The organism is Microbacterium sp. LMI12-1-1.1, from assembly GCF_040676455.1.
Taxonomy (GTDB): domain Bacteria; phylum Actinomycetota; class Actinomycetes; order Actinomycetales; family Microbacteriaceae; genus Microbacterium.
Map to the genome: position 1 here is coordinate 1728767 of NZ_JBEGIA010000001.1, position 16083 is coordinate 1744849.

Genomic DNA, 16083 nt, shown 5'->3' on the forward strand with positions numbered 1-16083 from the left:
TCGCTCAACGACCGGGGTGCGAGGGCGTTTCGACCGGGAGCGCGTTTCGACTCGCTCGTTCCTCGCTCGCTCAACGACCGGGGGCGGAACTTCCGGTCGTTGAGCGAGCGAAGCGAGACGAAGCGCACCGGCGCACGGCGAAGGGGCGGCCGGATGCTCCGGCCGCCCCTCCGCACTCCTCAGGTCACTCGTCCCAGCTCTCGGCGGGGGCGTAGCCCTTGCCGTTGTACTTCTGCACCTGCACGGTCGAGACGGCGGGCAGGCCGTCCTCGGTCGTGTCGACGGTGGAGCCCTCGAGCATGAGCGGCGCCGTGAAGCCCGAGACGTCGCGCAGCGCTTCCATGAAGTTGTCGCGCGTCGGCTCGGTCATGTTGCCGAACACCTCCTCGAGCGTCGCCCCGATCTGGTACGACCAGACGCAGTGCGGGAACGCCGGGACGTCCGGGTAGTTCGCGTACTCCGCGAGCTGCTCGAGGAATGCGGCGCCCTCCTCGCTCTCGGCGAACGTCGGCGCAGCCGCCGACTGCGCGAACGCCACGGTGTAGACGCCGGGGAACGCCGCGGCGCCACCCGGCTCGAGGATCGCCGTCGGGCTCGACGTGTTCGACGGCAGGAACCACGAGGGCAGCCAGCCGAGCTCCTGCGACTTCTGCAGCGACGAGATCACCAGCGGGGTGATCGACATCGCGTTGAAGAACACGTCGGCGCCCGAGCCGGCCAGCTCGGTCAGCTGCGCGTCGACCGAGGTGTCGGTGGCCTCGTAGGTGAGCTCCTTGACGACCTCGATGTTGTCGGCGCCCTCGATGGCGGTCTTGAAGCCCTCGACGTAGCCCTCGCCGTAGTCGTCGTTCTGCGACAGGATCGCGACCTTGTGGTCTTCGGCCGATCCGGCGAGCAGCTCGCCGAACGCCTCGCCCTCGTTCTGGTAGATCGGCACGAAGCCGAGCTGCCAGGGGCTCTCCTCCTGGTTGCTGAAGATCGGGTCGCCCGTCATGATCAGCACCTGCGGCACCTCGTCGGCGATCGCCGCGTCGAGCCACGCCCGGTTGGTGGGCGTGCCGAGGCCGGCGGTCATCGCGAAGACGCTGCTCTTGAGCTGGTCGTAGTTCGCCTTGGCCTTCTGCGGGTCGTACTCGTCGTCCAGCGCCTCGATCTCGACGGTGCGGGTGTTGCCGTCGCCGAACTCCACGCCGCCCTCGGCGTTCCGGGCGCCGAAGTACGCGGTGATGCCGGCGACCGTGCAGGTGCCCGGACCGGCGGTCGGACCCGACAGCGGGGTGGTGATGCCGAGGGTGATCGAGTCGTCGGTGATACCCGGACTCGCCTCGGCGGCGCCGCCGTCGTCGGTGTCGTTCGGCGATCCGCCGCCGCGTGCGCAGCCGGCAGCGAGGACGGCGACGATGCCGATCCCCGCGACGACCGAGGCGACGCGCATCCTTCTGCGATTCGTGCTCATGGGTCATGCCTCTCTGTGTGTTACGACTGCGTCGTAGGTGGTGGTGGTGACTGCGTCGTAGGTGGTGGTGGTGACTGCGTCGTAGGTGGTGGTGGTGACTGGGTCGTAGGTGGTGGTGGTGGTGGTGACTGCGCCGAAGGGACGCCCAGTGCGTCGCCGACGGTGGAGGTTCCGGTGACGGATGCCGCGGCATCCGCCTGCATGGCACCGCCGACGGGTCCACCCGGACGACCGGAGCCGGTGTCGCGCCCGCGTCGCCGCCACAGGCTCGGAAGCGATACCAGGCCGCCGGGCAGGATGAACAGCACGACCAGGAGGATGGCGCCCTGCAGCATGGCGGTGATGTTCGGGTCGATGAGGTTGGTGACCTGCGGCAGCAGCACGTACCAGATGCCCCCGAGGAGCGAGCCGAGGATGCTGCCGGCGCCGCCGATCACCATCGACGCGAGCAGCTCGATCGAGTGGCCGAAGTGCAGCGTCTCGGGCGAGGTGTACTGGATGACGACCATGTAGAGGAAGCCGCTCACGCCGCCGATGAGCGATGCGATGGTGAACGCGAGCACCTTGAAGCGGTACGGCGACACGCCCAGCGACCCGGCGACCGCCTCGTTGCCCTTCACGATCGCGAAGGCCCGGCCGTACTTGCCCCGCACGAGATTGCGCGTGAGCATGAAGGTGATGCCGCCGATGAGGAAGACGATGTACAGCTGCCACTGGTCGTCGTACAGGCCGGTCCACTCCGGTGCGCCCGAGAAGCGGGCGGAGGTGCCCTGCGAGCCGCCCGTGAAGTCGGACAGGCGCTTGGCGAGCGGCACGCCGATGATCGGCAGCGCGATCGTCACCATGGCGATGGCGAGTCCGCCCAGACGCGCGGCGGCGAGGGCGATGACCAGGCCGATGACCGCGGGGACCAGGCACGCGAGCACGAAGACGAGCACGACGTTCCAGTCGGCATTGACGCCGAACGCCGTGACGTAGGCGCCGACGCCGACGAAGAAGATCTGGCCGAGCGAGACCTGGCCGGTGTAGCCCATCACGACGTTGAGGCCCAGGACGGCGACGGCGAAGACGCCGATACGGGCGATCGTCTGGTTGGCGAACTCCGGGAGCATCAGCGGCAGCACGATCATCAGCACGATGACGAGGCCGATGACGGCCCAGCGCACCCAGGGGCGCTCGAGGAGGGGCGACCGGTTGGAGAGGTCCGTGTTCGCAGCCATCAGACGCGCACCACCGCTTTCCGTCCGAACAGGCCCTGTGGTCGCAGGAAGAGCACGACGAAGATGAGGATGAAGGGCACCGCGATCTTCAGGTCGTGACCGATGAACGGCACGTAGACGGCGGCGAGGTTCTCGAGCACGCCGATGAGCCACGCGGCCACCACGACGCCGATGGGGCTCGACAGGCCGCCGAGGATGCACGCGGCGAGCGCGTAGACGAGGGCGGAGTCCATCATCCCGGGCGTGAGGGTCAGCTGCGGCGCCACGAGCACGCCGGCGACCGCGCCGAGGACGGCCGCCAGCCCCCAGCCGATCATGAGGTTGCGGCCGACGTTCACGCCGGAGAACGCGGCGGACGCGGGATTGATCGCGACTGCGCGCAGCGCGAGACCGAGTTTGGTGCCCAGGAACAGCGCCTGCAGCAGCAGCATGCATGCGACGATCACGATGAAGGTGCCGAGCGAGCGGACGCTGATCACCGCCCCAGCGATCTGGATGGTCTCGAGCGGGAACAGTGAGGGGAACAGCCGGTTGTTGTACGTCCAGATCCAGGCGCAGAACCCCGTGATCAAGGTGAGCAGGCCGATCGTCACGACGACGGCGGTGTCGGGGTCGCCCCGCTCGAAGCGCCGGATGAGATACCGCTCGATGACGGCTCCGAGGAAGAACGAGATGACGACCGCTGCGAGGATCGCGAGCAGGAGCGGGATGCCGAGGCCGTTCAGCGCCCACGCGATGTAGGCGGACAGCACCGCCATGCCGCCCTGCGCGAAGTTGATGAGCCCGGTCGCCTGGTTCACCAGCACGATCGCGAGCGCGAGGGCGGCGTAGATCGAGCCGGTCGAGAGGCCGTCGATGACGAGCTGGATGAACGTGCCCACGTCAGCCTCCCAGGTACGCGCGGCGGATCTCGTCCATGCCCTTGAGCTCCGCCGACGAGCCGGTGAGGGCGTTGCGCCCTGTCTCGAGCACCGTGGCGCTGTCGACGAGGGTGAAGGCGAGGTTGGCGTTCTGCTCGACCACGAGCATCGCGATGCCCGATTCGCTGCGCAGCCGGCCGATCGCCTGGTACACGCTCTTCGCGGTGCCGGGAGCGAGACCGAGTGATGCCTCGTCCAGCAGCAGCAGTCGCGGCTTCGACATGATGGCGCGGGCGATCGCGAGCATCTGCTGCTCGCCGCCCGAGAGCGCCGAGCCGTTGGAGCGGATCCGGTCCTGCAGCTGCGGGAACAGGTCTAGGCAGTAGTCCATGTCCGACGCGATGCCCTTGCGGTCCTTGCGCTTGTAGGCGCCGACCCTGAGGTTCTCCCGCACCGTCAGATTCCCGAGCGTGCCGCGCCCCTCCGGCACATGCGCGATCCCGCGTGCAGCGACCTGGTCGGGACGCAGTCCCCGCAGGTCCTTGCCGTCGAAGCGGATCGTGCCCGTCGAGCGCACGGTGCCCGAGATCGCGCGCAGCGTCGTGGTCTTTCCGGCGCCGTTCGCGCCGAGGATGCCGACCGCGCCCCCGTCGGGGACCACCAGCGAGACGCCCTCGAGCACCTGGACGCGGCCGTAGAAGGCGCGCACGTCGGCCAGTTCAAGCAGCGTCATCGACCGCGTCCTTCCCGATGTAGGCCTCGATGACGCGGGGGTCGGCCTGCGCCTCCGCGGCCGAGCCCTCCATCAGCTTGCGGCCGTGATCGAGCACCACGACGCGGTCGGTGAGCGCCGAGATGAGCCCCATGTTGTGCTCGACGATCACCACCGTGATGTCCTCGTCGCGCACCCGCCGCACCGTCTCGATGAGCTGCTCCACCTCGGCGTGCGGGAGACCTGCCGCCGGTTCGTCGAGGAGGAGGAGGCCGGGGTGGGTGAGCAGCGCGCGGCAGAGCTCGATGCCCTTGTGCAGTCCGTGCGACAGCTCGTCGGCCCGCATCTGGGCGGCCCACCCGAGGCCGTTGCGCTCCAGGAGGTCGAGCGCCTCCTGCCGCAGCGCCTTCTCGGCACGCACCGTGCGCGGCAGCCGCAGGGACCACTCCACCGGACCGCCGGGAAGGCGCGTATGGGCGCCGAGGAGCACGTTCTCGAGCACGGTCTCGCGCAGCTGGAGCGCGGGATGCTGGAACGTCCGCGCCAGCCCCTTCCGCGCGAGCGTGGCCGGGGACGACCCGACGACCTCGACGTCATCGATCGTGATGGAGCCGGCGCTCGGCCGGTAGTGACCGCTCACGCAGTTGAAGAGCGACGTCTTGCCGGCGCCGTTGGGCCCGACCAGGCCGAAGATCTGACCCGGCTCCACGGTGAAGCTCACGTCCTCGAGCACCTTGACGCCGCCGAAGTGAAGGCTGACGTCGCGGACTGCGAGCCGAGCGCCCATGGCCCCACCTTTCGCGTCGTCGCGTGTGGTCATCAAGGGGACTCGAGTCCTCCCCTGCTGGGAAAGCTACGGATCCCCGGAAAGATTGTCAACGATTTTGGTGTGAAGTTTCGCAACCGTGACCCTGCGATTCGATGCTGGCCCGCCCGACCGGGGGATGCGGCATCCGATTCCGTTCAACGGAACAGCGCGGACAAGCCACCGGAAGGAGCTCTTACGCTGACCGCAGCTTCCGCAACAAACGAAGGAGGGTCGACGATGACCGAGACACTCGCCCAGGCGATCGATCGCGCAGGCAGCGCGGTGGAACTGCTGCGCAACCAGAACTGGCCGGCATTCACATTCCCGGTCGCACCGGAGTTCACGAACTGGCGCGACGAGCAGCGGGCCTGGAACACGTCGGTCGCGCTCATGGACCAGTCGCACCACATGACGCAGCTGTTCCTCGACGGCGCCGACCTCATCCCGCTGCTGAGCTCGATCTCGCCCAACACGTTCGCGACGTTCCGTCCCGGCGTCGCGAAGCAGCTGATCTCGGTGAACCAGGACGGCTACCTCATCGGCGACGGCATCCTGTTCTACAACTCCGAGGGCCCCGAGGGGCTGGTGCTCATCGGGCACCACATCCTCATCGACTGGGTGCGGTTCAACGTCGAGAAGGCGCAGTCCGCCGGCCAGGACGTCCGGTACCGCCTCGAGGCCAACTCGCACATGCGGCAGGGACCGCCGACCTTCTACCGCTACGAGCTGCAGGGCCCCCACGCCGACCTCGTCATGGAGAAGGTGTTCGGCGGGCCGGCGCCCGAGATCAAGTTCTTCCACATCGGCGACGTGACCATCGCCGGGCGGCCGGTCAAGGCGCTCCGCCACGGCATGGCCGGACAGCCGGGGTTCGAGTTCTACGGCCCCTGGGAAGACAACGAGATCGTGCTCGAGGCGCTGATGACGGCGGGCGAGGAGCACGACATCCGCCGTGTCGGAGCGAAGGCGTACTCGTCGTCGCCGCTGGAGTCGGGCTGGGTGCCGACCCCCTTCCCCGCCGTGTTCGACGATGACTTCGCGGAGTACCGCGCGTGGCTCCCCGCCGCGCGCATCGGCTCGGTCGCCGGCTCGCTGTACTCGAGCGACGTCCACGACTTCTACATGACGCCGTTCGACATCGGCCTCGGGCGCTCGGTGCGCTTCGACCACGACTTCCACGGACGCGAGGCGCTCGAGAAGCACGCCGAGAACCAGCGGCGCCGCAAGGTCACGCTGATCTGGAACGCCGACGACGTCGCGGCGGTCGTCCGTTCGCAGGTCGAGCCCGGCACGCCCGCGAAGTACCTGGACTTCCCGAAGGCCCGCTACGGGCTGTACCAGATGGACGAGATCCTGAAGGACGGCGAGCGCGTGGGGATCTCGACGGATGCCGGCTACGTCGCGTACGACCAGCTCTACATGTCGCTGGCCACCCTGGACGTGGGGCTCCGCGACGGCGACGAGGTCGAGGTCGTCTGGGGCGAGGATCCGATCTCCCGCAAGGACTCGGTGGACGCCGACCACCGCCAGGTGCGCATCCGTGCGACCGTCGCCCCCGCGCCCTACCACGACTACGCCCGGACGGTCTATCGCGCGAACGCCTGAGCCGCGTTCGGCGCGTTTCGTCTCGCTTCGCTCGCTCAACGACCGGTCGTTGAGCGAGCGAAGCGAGTCGAAACGCCCCCACCCCCGGTCGTTGAGCGAGCGAGGAACGAGCGAGACGAAACGCGCTCCCACCCCCGGTCGCTGAGCGAGCGAGGAACGAGCGAGACGAAACACCCCCACCCCGGTCGTTGAGCGAGCGAGGAACGAGCGAGACGAAACGCGCTCCCACCCCCGGTCGTTGAGCGAGCGAGGAACGAGCGAGACGAAACACCCCCACCCCCGGTCGCTGAGCGAGCGAGGAACGAGCGAGACGAAACACCCCCACCCCCGGTCGTTGAGCGAGCGAGGAACGAGCGAGACGAAACGCGCTCCCACCCCCGGTCGTTGAGCGAGCGAGGAACGAGCGAGACGAAACGCCCCGGTTCCGCTGAACGGAACTCCGCGATGCCCGCGGGGTTACGATGGCGGCGTCATCGAGGAGGATGCCGTGGCACGAGGATCTGCGGGCGAGTCGGTCCTGCACCGGCACCTGCGCGTGCTCGAGAGCTTCGACGCGTGGCATCCGTTCCTCACGCTCAGCGAGATCGCCGATGCCGCCGGAGTGCCGCGCTCGAGCGCGCACCGGCTCATCGCCGAGCTCGAGCGCGAGGGACTGCTCGAACGGCTGCCCGATCGCACGTACCGCCTCGGTGTGCGGCTGTGGGAGTTCGCCAGCCGCACGCCGGGCGCGGTCGGTCTCCGCGAGATCGCGCGTCCATGGCTGGGCGCCGTGCACGAACGGGTGCGTCAGCACGCGCAGCTGGGCGTGCTGAGCGGGCGCGATGTGCTCTTCATCGACCGGATGTCGACCCGCGAGGCCGTCGTGAACGCGACGCTCATCGGCGGCCGCATCCCGCTGCACGCATCCTCCAGCGGTCTCGCGCTGCTGGCCTATGCCGACAACGCGCTCGTCAACGACGTGATCGCGCGCGGGCTGCGACCCTACACCGAGCGCACGATCCGCACGGGCGCGGAGCTGCGCGCGCAGCTGCGGCGCGTGCGCGAGGACGGCTACGCGGTGACGGAGGGCGCCATCCACGCCGAGTCGCGCGGCATCGCGGTGCCCGTGACCGGACCGGGCGGCAGCGTGTACGCCGCGATCGGCGTGGTGGTGCCCAACGACGGCGCCTCGACCCACGGGTACGCCGAGCTGCTGCGCCGCGCCGCCACCGGCATCGCGCGCGAGCTCGCTGCCGCGTACCGGCCCGACGTCGACGAGCGCACCCACGGCATCCGCTCGCTCGTGAGCGGGTCGCGCCGCTCGCTCGAGTACCTCGAGAGCCTCGACACCGACCCGCACGACGCCGGCGCGCCGGCAGCGGCGGGCATCTCCGACCCCGCCACCGGCGCCCGCCCCGGGTCTGCGCCGGTGCTCTAGGGTTGGCGGCCATGACGACGATCGCGATCCTCGGCCTCGGTGAAGCCGGCCGTCGTTACGCCCGCGGCCTGGCGCATGCCGGGGCCGACGTCCGCGCCTTCGACCCCGCCCACGACCTCGGCGACCCCGACGTGCCGCAGTTCGCGACGCTGGCCGAGGCCCTCGCCGGGGCAGACGTGGCGCTGAGCCTCGTCACCGGGCATGCCGCGGCATCCGTCGCCCGCGAGGCGCTGCCGCACATCGCCGCGGGGGCCGTCTACGCGGATCTCAACACCGCCGCCCCCGACCTCAAGCAGCGCATCGCCCGCCTGGCAGCCGACCGCGGCCTCGCGATGGCCGATGTCGCGGTGCTCGCGCCCGTGGTGCGCGCCGGGCACCGGACGCCGCTCCTCGCGAGCGGGACCGGAGCCCGCCAGTTCGCCGAGCGCGTCGGTCCGTTCGAGGTGCCCGTCGAGGTCATCGACGGCGACGCGGGTGAGGCGGCGCGCCTGCGGCTGCTGCGGAGCGTGTTCATGAAGGGCCTGGCGGCGCTCGTGCTCGAGGGACTCGGCGCCGCGCGCGCCGCCGGAGCCGAGGAGTGGCTGCGCGCGCAGATGGCGGACGAGCTGGGTCCCGACGGCGCCGCGCTCGTCGACCGGCTCGTCGACGGCTCGACCCTGCACGCCGTGCGCCGCGAGCACGAGGTGCGCGCGGCCCTGGCGGCCCTCGAGTCGTCGGGACAGCCCGCCGATATGACGCGCGCGACGCTCGCGTGGTTCGAGCGGCTCGTCGCCGAGCGCGACGATTCCGGTCGTTGAGCAAGCGAGGAACGTGGTCGTCGAGCGAGCTTGCGAGACGAAACGGAGAGACGAAACGCGCCAGACCCGACGCGAACGCTCGGTCGCAGGCGTTTCGTCTTCGGGCGCCAGAGCGCCCTCCGCTCAACGACCGATATCCGTGGCCCGCGCGACGCGAGCTCGGCAACCTACTCGCATTCCCCGCCCGGCACAACGGCGAAGCGCATTGGACGGAAGTGCCGTTGCCGCCGGTGCGAGCGGATGCCATCCTCGCCGCACACGCACGGCGCCGACCCCACGGCGACTGCGGTTCACAACGCGAAGGAGCGTCGATGAAATCCACGTTCAGGCGGCTGTCAGCGGTGTCGCTGGCCGTCGCCGCAGCTCTCGTCCTCACGGCCGGCGTCTCGTCGGCCACGGCAGCCCCCGGCGGTCCCCACGCCGGATCGCCCACCCTCACGGCATCCGAGTGCACGTCTCTCGCCGGCCTCACGATCCCCGCGAAGGACATCGGCCTGCCGACGAACGGCGCCGACGTCGAGACGGCGGTGTGGGATGCCGCCGGCAGCTACTGCGCGGTCACCGGCTGGATCCGCGCGGTCTCGGCACCGCAGGACATGCAGTTCCAGGTGAACCTCCCCGCCCTCTGGAACGAGCGCACGCTGCAGTTCGGCGGCGGCGGGTTCGACGGATCCCTGGTCACCGCGACCGGCGCCTACACCGCTCAGCCGGCCGGCACCCCGACCGCGCTGTCGCAGGGCTGGGTCACCCTCGGCTCCGACGGCGGTCACCAGGGCGCACCCGGGTTCGACGGCACCTTCCAGCTCGACGAGGAGCTGTTCCTCAACTACGGGCAGTGGTCGGTCAAGAAGGCGCACGATGCGGCCGCGGTGGTCATCGAGGCGGCCTACGGCATGGACGCCGAGTGGTCGTACTTCATCGGCGGCTCGCAGGGCGGGCACGAGGCCCTCGACGCGGCGGCGCGCTACCCGAAGGACTACGACGGCGTCATCGCGAACTACCCGGCCTACAACGTCACGATGATGCACGTGGGCGCGGTCAACTTCCGCGACGCGCTGCAGCTCGAGGGCGGCGCCGGGCACCTCAACTCCGCCGAGACGACGACGATCACGAACGCGGTCTACGCGACGTGCGACGGGCTGGACGGGGCCGTGGACGGGATCGTCAGCAACGTCTCCGGCTGCGACGCGGCGTTCGACATCCAGTCGCTCGCCTGCCCGGCAGGAGTGGATGCCGCCACCGTCGACACCTGCCTCTCGGATGTCGAGATCGCGGCCGCGGTGAAGATCAGCACCGACTACGACCTGGGCATCGACATCGAGGGCAACTCGATCTTCGCGAAGAGCGCACTCCTCGAAGGGGCCCTGTACCAGGGCTTCGCGGGCTTCGGCACCAGCGCGCAGGCGCAGGGGCTGCAGTTCGCCGTGTTCGAGGCCACGATGCGGTACGGCGTCGCGGGTGATCCCCCCGGCTTCGACCCGTACACGGTCGATCCGCTGGACTACGCCGACCGGGTGCAGGAGGTGGGCGAGATCATGGACGTGACGGATGTCTCGCTCAACCAGTTCCGCGCGCACGGGGGCAAGATCATCCTGACGCACGGCACCATCGACGACTTCATCACGCCGCACAACACGGTGCAGTACTGGGAGGCGCTCCAGGACGAGTTCGGCAAGCGCCTCGACAGGTTCGCGAAGTTCTACATGGTGCCGGGCTGGGGCCACGGCCAGGGCCGGTTCGTGGCGCAGTACGACGGCCTCGACGCCATCGTCGACTGGGTCGAGCAGGGCGTCGCCCCGTCCGGCCTCGTGGCGAGCGACGGCAACGCGGGCGCCGACCGCACGCGCCCGATGTGCGAGTACCCGGCCTGGCCGGAGTACTCGGGCGCCGGATCGATCGACGACGCGAGCTCGTACGCCTGCGTGACGGGATGATCGCGCGAGCGGTCTCGTCGTGACATGCGGAGGCCCCGGGGTCCGCCCCCGGGGCCTTCGCTCGCGCCGATCAGCCGGCGGATGCCGACGGGAGGGTGTGGGCGTCGAGCGACGAGAAGTAGTCCAGCGATCTCCGCGAGGTGCTGGCGAGCGTGCGCATGCCGTGTCCGCCTGCACCGCCCGCCGCCTCGAGCGCACGCGAGATGCCGGCCGCCGCCACGGTCAGGAGCTCGACCGCCGCCTGCGGCGAGGTGTCGTCGTTCGGCACGACCACGCCCAGCGACGCGTGCACCAGGCCGTGCGCATCGAGGATCGGCACCGCGATGCCACGCGACTCGCGATGGATGTGCCCGTCGGTGACCGCGAACCCGTCCGCGCGCACCCGGCGCAGCCGCGCCCGCAGCTCCTCACCGGTGCGGATGGTCGCCGACGTATACGCCGGCCAGCCGGCCGCGATGACGTCCGCCACGACGCCCGGCTCGGAGTGGGCGAGCAGCACCAGGCCGCTCGAGCTGACCGGCAGCGGCACGCGGCCGCCGATCACGGTGGCGTTGACGACCGCCTCCCTGGTCGAGAGGCGCTCGATGAAGAGCACGTCCCGCCCGCTCAGCACCCCGAGCTGGGTGTGCTGACGCACCCGCGAGTGCACGGCCTCGAGCCACGGCCGCGCGAGTTCCCGAAGCCCGAGGGCGCCGGGGGTCCGCGACGCGAATTCCCACAGCCGGATGCCGAGCCGGTACGAGCGGTCCGGCATCCGTTCGAGCAGGCCCTCCCGCTCGAGCTCGGCGACGAGACGGTGGGTGGTCGACACGGCGAGGCCGGTCGTCTCCACGATCTCGGTCAGCGTGAGGAACGGGCGCAGCACGTCGAACGCCTGCAGCACCCGCAGGTGCTTGTGCAGGACGGACTCGCCGTCCGAGCCACGTGCCACGTCGAACCTCCTTCGGATCGGGGGACGGATGCCGGGCCCGCCGGTCGCTCAGCCTGGTCACCGAGCCTGTCGACCCGCCCGGCACCGGCGCCCGGCACCGGCGCCGCAGGCTACGCCGCTCCGGCGGTGCGCCAGCCGCCGTGATACTCCTGCCGCACGGTCTCGGCGTACGGCACCGGGCTGACCACGGCGCGCACCGCGATCTGCTCGTGCGGCTCCACCGTGGTCTTGCGCGAGCCGCCGTCGGGCTCGCCCCACACCACGCGCACCTCCGCGCCGATCGGCACGTCTCTGTCGACCGTCGCCAGCGACAGGCCGCGCTTCTCGTTCGCGGTGATGCCGGTGAAGAGAGACAGCCCGACGTGACTGCCGTCCGCGTCGATCACGGCGTCGTAGTTCGACGAGCCGTAATTCGCGTTCGGCAGGTCGAAGAACTGATACCCCGGTCCCTCGCGGTCGAGCACGCTCGTGAGGATGCGGCCGAGGTCCTCGTCGTTCCACGCGAGCGTGACCTTCTTGCGCTGCGCCTCGGGATCGACCTGCTCGAGGGCCTCGCGGCCGATGAAGTCGTGGTCGAACTTCACGAACGAGCCGTAGCCGAGGTCCCACGGGTTCAGGTAGTAGTCCTCGATGTCGTCCGACACGAACGATCCGGCGAGGGCGTTGATCGCCTCGTAGCTGCTCGCCGGCAGCCACTCGCGGTAGCGCCGCTCGATGTCTCCGCCGGTGTAGATCGCGGGAAGCGGCGACGGGATCCACCCCGACTCGAGGGTGTTCGACGAGTACGCGCGAGAGCCGCACGGCTCGAGCCCGAACTCGCGCCCCGCCTCGAGCACGGCATCCCGGATCCTGCCGTGCTGCGCGTACGGCCCCCAGATCTCGAGGCCGGGGGCTCCGGCCATGCCGTGCCGGAGCGTGCGCACGTGCTCCCCGGCGATCTCGAGCTCACCCATGTGGAAGAACCGCACCTGCTCGACCTCGCGGCCCGCGAGCTTCTCGATGATCGGCCAGGCGTTCGGGCCCTGGATCTGGAAGCGATAGAACTCCCGCGTCACCGCCTCGCCGTACGGCCGCGACGGCGAGCGGTCGTCGTAGCGGGTCTCGACGTCGTAGCCGCCGGTCTCGGCGTGGAACTGCAGCCAGTTGGCGCCGGGCGCGCGGCCCACGTAGACGTACTCGTCCTCGGCGAGGTGGAACAGGATGCCGTCGCCGATCACCCCGCCGGTCGACGAGGTCGGCACGAACTGCTTCGCGGTGTTCACCGGGAAGTTCGCGAACGAGTTGATGCCGGTGTCCGACAGCAGCTTCAGCGCGTCGGGGCCGGTCATGAAGAAGTTCACCATGTGGTGCGTCTGGTCGTAGAGCACCGCCGTCTCGCGCCAGGCCTTCTGCTCGCGGCGCCAGTTCGTGAACTCCGCGGGCACGACGGGGTAGATGTAGGTGCCGAGCTGCGAGTTCCGCAGCATGTCGACCACGCTCCCCCGTTGCTCCATGAGCTCCTGCAGATTGCTCGCCATGAGTTCCTCGACTTCCTCGTCCAGTGTTCCGGGGTGACCTGAGCGCGATGCTACGTGTCCGCTATACCTACGTCCAGAGGTATTTGGTCGCCACAATTGTAGACAATTTGTTGACCATTTCGCCATGGGTGTGATTCGCTGGCCCCATGACAGACACTGCCGACACGCTCCTCGTCGTCAGCGCCCACGCCGGCGACTTCGTCTGGCGGGCAGGCGGCGCGATCGCCGCCGCGGCCCTCCGCGGCGAGCGCGCGGTGGTCGCCTGCCTGTCGTACGGCGAGCGGGGCGAGTCGGCCAGCCAGTGGCTCGACGGCAAGTCGCTGGACGAGATCAAGCGCATCCGCCGCGACGAGGCCGAGGCCGCGGCATCCGCTCTCGGAGCCGAGATCGAATTCCTCGACCTGGGCGACTACCCGCTCGTCGAGTCGCGCGAGGCCGTCGCGCGCCTGGTCGACCTGTACCGGCGGGTGCAGCCCACGGTGGTGCTGACGCACACGCTCCGCGACCCGTACAACGGCGACCACCCCGCGGCTGCGCGCATGGCGCTCGACGCCCGCGTGCTGGCGCAGGCGATCGGCGTGGCGAACTCCGACGGCAGCTACCCCTCGAAGGACGACATCATCGGTGCCCCGCCCGTCTTCTTCTTCGAGCCGCACCAGCCCGAGCAGTGCGATTTCACCCCGAACGTCCTGCTCGACATCACCGAGGCGTTCCCGCGCAAGCGCGCGGCGATGGAGTGCCTGCCCGCCCAGAAGCACATGTGGTCGTACTACACCGACCTCGCGACCCGCCGCGGCGTGCAGCTCAAGCGCAACGCCGGCCCGAACCTGGGCCTGCCCCACGACACGATGGGCGAGGCCTACATGCGGCACTTCCCGCAGGTCACCCAGGTGCTGTCATGAGCGGATGGACCTTGTCATGAGCGGATGGACCTTGTCATGAGCGGTCCGGTGGTCATCACCGACATCGCCCGTGCGGATGCCGCGACCGCCGACGCGCTCGGCGTGCACGGCGTCGCGACCGTGCACGAGGCCATGGGCCGGACCGGACTCGTCGGTGCCGGCATCCGTCCCATCCAGGAGGGGGTCCGGATCGCCGGCACGGCCGTCACCGTGCTGTGTCACCCCGGCGACAACCTCATGATCCACGCGGCCGTCGAGCAGTGCCGCGCCGGCGATGTGCTGGTGGTGACGACGACGTCGCCGTCGATCGACGGGGCGTTCGGCGAGCTGTTCGCCACCGCCCTGCACGCCCGAGGTGTACGCGGGCTCGTCACGACGACCGGTGTGCGCGATGTCGCGGAGCTGCGGGCGATGGGGTTCCCGGTGTGGTCGGCGGCCGTCTTCGCCCAGGGCACCGTCAAGGCCACGCCCGGCTCGGTCAACGTGCCGATCACCCTCGGTGCGGTCACGGTCGCCCCCGGCGACGTCATCGTCGCCGACGACGATGGCGTGCTGCGGGTCCCGCGCCGCGGCGCGGACGCGGCGCTCGCCGCGGCGGACGCACGCCTCGCGAAGGAGGAGGCAGACCGGGACGCCTACCGCGGCGGCCAGCTGAGCCTCGACCGCAAGGGGCTGCGGCCGCTCCTGGCCGACCTCGGCGTCGAGTACCTCACGCAGGCGGACTGGGAGGCGCAGGACCGTGGACGCGGCTGAGCCGCCGGTCGCCACGGGGCCATCGGTCGCGACGGGGCCATCGGCTGCGACGGGGCGATCGGCTGCGACGGGGCCGTCGGTCGCGGCGGCGGTGCGCGACGGCATCCGCTGCATGCTCATGCGCGGCGGCACCTCGAAGGGGGCGTACTTCCTCGCCTCGGACCTGCCGAGCGACCCCGCAGCGCGCGACGACCTGCTCCTGCGGATCATGGGGTCGCCCGACCCGCGCCAGATCGACGGCATCGGGGGCGCGCACCCGCTCACCAGCAAGGTCGCGATCGTGTCGCGCTCCGCGGTGGAGGGCATCGACGTCGACTACCTGTTCCTGCAGATCGGCGTCGACGCCGCGACCGTGGGCGATGCACAGACCTGCGGCAACCTGCTCGCCGGCATCGGACCGTTCGCGGTCGAGCGCGGCCTCGTCCCCGCGACCGGGGAGCGCACGACGGTCCGCATCCGGCTGCTGAACACCGGCGACATCGCCACCGCCGGGTTCGCGACCATCGACGGGCGCCCCGAGTACGACGGCGACGCGGCCATCGACGGCGTCCCCGGCACGGCATCCGCGATCGAGCTGGAGGTCGGCGGCGGGGCCGATAAGCCGCTCCTTCCGACCGGCCGCGCCTCCGACGACATCGACGGCCACACGGTCACCCTCGTCGACAACGGGATGCCGGTGGTGCTGCTGCGCGGCGAGGAGTTCGGCGTGGACGGCTCCGAGCCGCCCGCGGCGCTGGAGGCCGACGATGCGCTCGCGGGCCGCATCGAGCGCGTGCGGCTCGGCGCCGGTCCGCTGATGGGGCTCGGCGACGTCGCCGGGCAGACGGTGCCGAAGATGATCCTGCTCTCGCCGCCCCGCGACGGCGGCGCGATCTCGACCCGCGCCTTCATCCCCGCCCGCGTGCACACGGCGATCGGCGTGCTGATGGCGGCATCCGTCGCCGCAGCGCTCAGGATCCCCGGTGCCGTCGGGCACGACATCGCCGGCCCGCTCACCGGGGAGGAGACCCCCGTCGAGCACCCCAGCGGCACCTTCCCGTCGCGCGTCGAGGTCACGCGCGACCCCGACGGCACGTGGCGGGCCACGTCGTTCTCGCTCCGCACCGCCCGAAAGCTCTTCGACGGCATGGTCTTCCCCCGACCGCGCCGCTGATCGCACCCGAGACACCCG

The 16083-nt window shown here is 70.5% G+C and carries 14 protein-coding genes; 7 read left to right on the top strand and 7 right to left on the bottom strand.

The genetic code is table 11. From position 1 onward, the window contains the following. Positions 1–184: 184 nt before the first annotated feature. The 5 genes from MRBLMI12_RS08055 to MRBLMI12_RS08075 are packed head-to-tail and all read right to left on the bottom strand — an operon-like array spanning position 185 to position 5068. On the bottom strand, positions 185–1456 hold the full coding sequence (locus MRBLMI12_RS08055; RefSeq protein ID WP_363355484.1) for an ABC transporter substrate-binding protein: 1272 nt from the start codon (positions 1454–1456) through the stop codon (positions 185–187). A gap of 20 nt (positions 1457–1476) precedes the next feature. Next, the gene (locus tag MRBLMI12_RS08060) at positions 1477–2676 is read right to left on the bottom strand and encodes a branched-chain amino acid ABC transporter permease (protein ID WP_363355486.1); all 1200 of its coding nucleotides are present in this window, start codon (positions 2674–2676) and stop codon (positions 1477–1479) included. Beyond that, entirely contained in the window at positions 2676–3557 is an 882-nt protein-coding gene (locus MRBLMI12_RS08065) for a branched-chain amino acid ABC transporter permease (protein ID WP_349425520.1), read from the bottom strand. The genes MRBLMI12_RS08060 and MRBLMI12_RS08065 overlap by 1 nt, the downstream gene beginning before the upstream one ends. 1 nt (position 3558) lies before the next feature. After that, positions 3559–4269 carry an ABC transporter ATP-binding protein gene (locus MRBLMI12_RS08070; RefSeq protein ID WP_349425521.1) on the bottom strand — a complete coding sequence of 237 codons (711 nt, stop codon included), beginning with the start codon at positions 4267–4269 and terminating at the stop codon, positions 3559–3561. Then, on the bottom strand, positions 4256–5068 hold the full coding sequence (locus MRBLMI12_RS08075; protein ID WP_349425522.1) for an ABC transporter ATP-binding protein: 813 nt from the start codon (positions 5066–5068) through the stop codon (positions 4256–4258). The genes MRBLMI12_RS08070 and MRBLMI12_RS08075 overlap by 14 nt, the downstream gene beginning before the upstream one ends. A 225-nt stretch (positions 5069–5293) precedes the next feature. Between MRBLMI12_RS08075 and MRBLMI12_RS08080 the strand changes: the two genes are divergently transcribed. The 4 genes from MRBLMI12_RS08080 (at position 5294) to MRBLMI12_RS08095 (ending at position 10809) form a co-directional block, all read left to right on the top strand. Next, positions 5294–6661 (top strand): aminomethyl transferase family protein, encoded by a 1368-nt coding sequence (locus MRBLMI12_RS08080; RefSeq protein WP_363355489.1) that lies wholly within the window; start codon positions 5294–5296, stop codon positions 6659–6661. A 487-nt stretch (positions 6662–7148) separates the two neighbouring features. Beyond that, positions 7149–8078, top strand: a complete 930-nt coding sequence (locus tag MRBLMI12_RS08085; protein WP_363355491.1) for an IclR family transcriptional regulator — start codon at positions 7149–7151, stop codon at positions 8076–8078. Between the two features lie 11 nt (positions 8079–8089). Beyond that, positions 8090–8875, top strand: a complete 786-nt coding sequence (locus MRBLMI12_RS08090; RefSeq protein WP_363355493.1) for an NAD(P)-dependent oxidoreductase — start codon at positions 8090–8092, stop codon at positions 8873–8875. A gap of 311 nt (positions 8876–9186) precedes the next feature. Continuing rightward, the gene (locus tag MRBLMI12_RS08095) at positions 9187–10809 is read left to right on the top strand and encodes a tannase/feruloyl esterase family alpha/beta hydrolase (RefSeq protein ID WP_363355495.1); all 1623 of its coding nucleotides are present in this window, start codon (positions 9187–9189) and stop codon (positions 10807–10809) included. A 70-nt stretch (positions 10810–10879) separates the two neighbouring features. Here the strand turns inward: MRBLMI12_RS08095 and MRBLMI12_RS08100 are convergent, their stop codons facing one another. Together MRBLMI12_RS08100 and ligM are read right to left on the bottom strand one after the other, a co-directional pair. After that, positions 10880–11740 (bottom strand): IclR family transcriptional regulator, encoded by an 861-nt coding sequence (locus MRBLMI12_RS08100; protein WP_363355497.1) that lies wholly within the window; start codon positions 11738–11740, stop codon positions 10880–10882. A gap of 110 nt (positions 11741–11850) precedes the next feature. Next, positions 11851–13257 (bottom strand): vanillate/3-O-methylgallate O-demethylase, encoded by a 1407-nt coding sequence (gene ligM / locus MRBLMI12_RS08105; protein WP_363355499.1) that lies wholly within the window; start codon positions 13255–13257, stop codon positions 11851–11853. A gap of 146 nt (positions 13258–13403) precedes the next feature. Between ligM and MRBLMI12_RS08110 the strand changes: the two genes are divergently transcribed. The 3 genes from MRBLMI12_RS08110 to MRBLMI12_RS08120 are packed head-to-tail and all read left to right on the top strand — an operon-like array spanning position 13404 to position 16065. Next, complete coding sequence (locus tag MRBLMI12_RS08110) at positions 13404–14159, top strand: PIG-L deacetylase family protein (protein ID WP_363355501.1); 756 nt, start codon at positions 13404–13406, stop codon at positions 14157–14159. A gap of 36 nt (positions 14160–14195) precedes the next feature. Next, positions 14196–14912: a 4-carboxy-4-hydroxy-2-oxoadipate aldolase/oxaloacetate decarboxylase gene (locus tag MRBLMI12_RS08115; protein ID WP_363355503.1), complete on the top strand. Its 717-nt coding sequence runs from the start codon at positions 14196–14198 to the stop codon at positions 14910–14912. Then, positions 14899–16065 (top strand): 4-oxalomesaconate tautomerase, encoded by a 1167-nt coding sequence (locus MRBLMI12_RS08120; RefSeq protein WP_363355505.1) that lies wholly within the window; start codon positions 14899–14901, stop codon positions 16063–16065. The genes MRBLMI12_RS08115 and MRBLMI12_RS08120 overlap by 14 nt, the downstream gene beginning before the upstream one ends. Positions 16066–16083 lie beyond the last annotated feature (18 nt).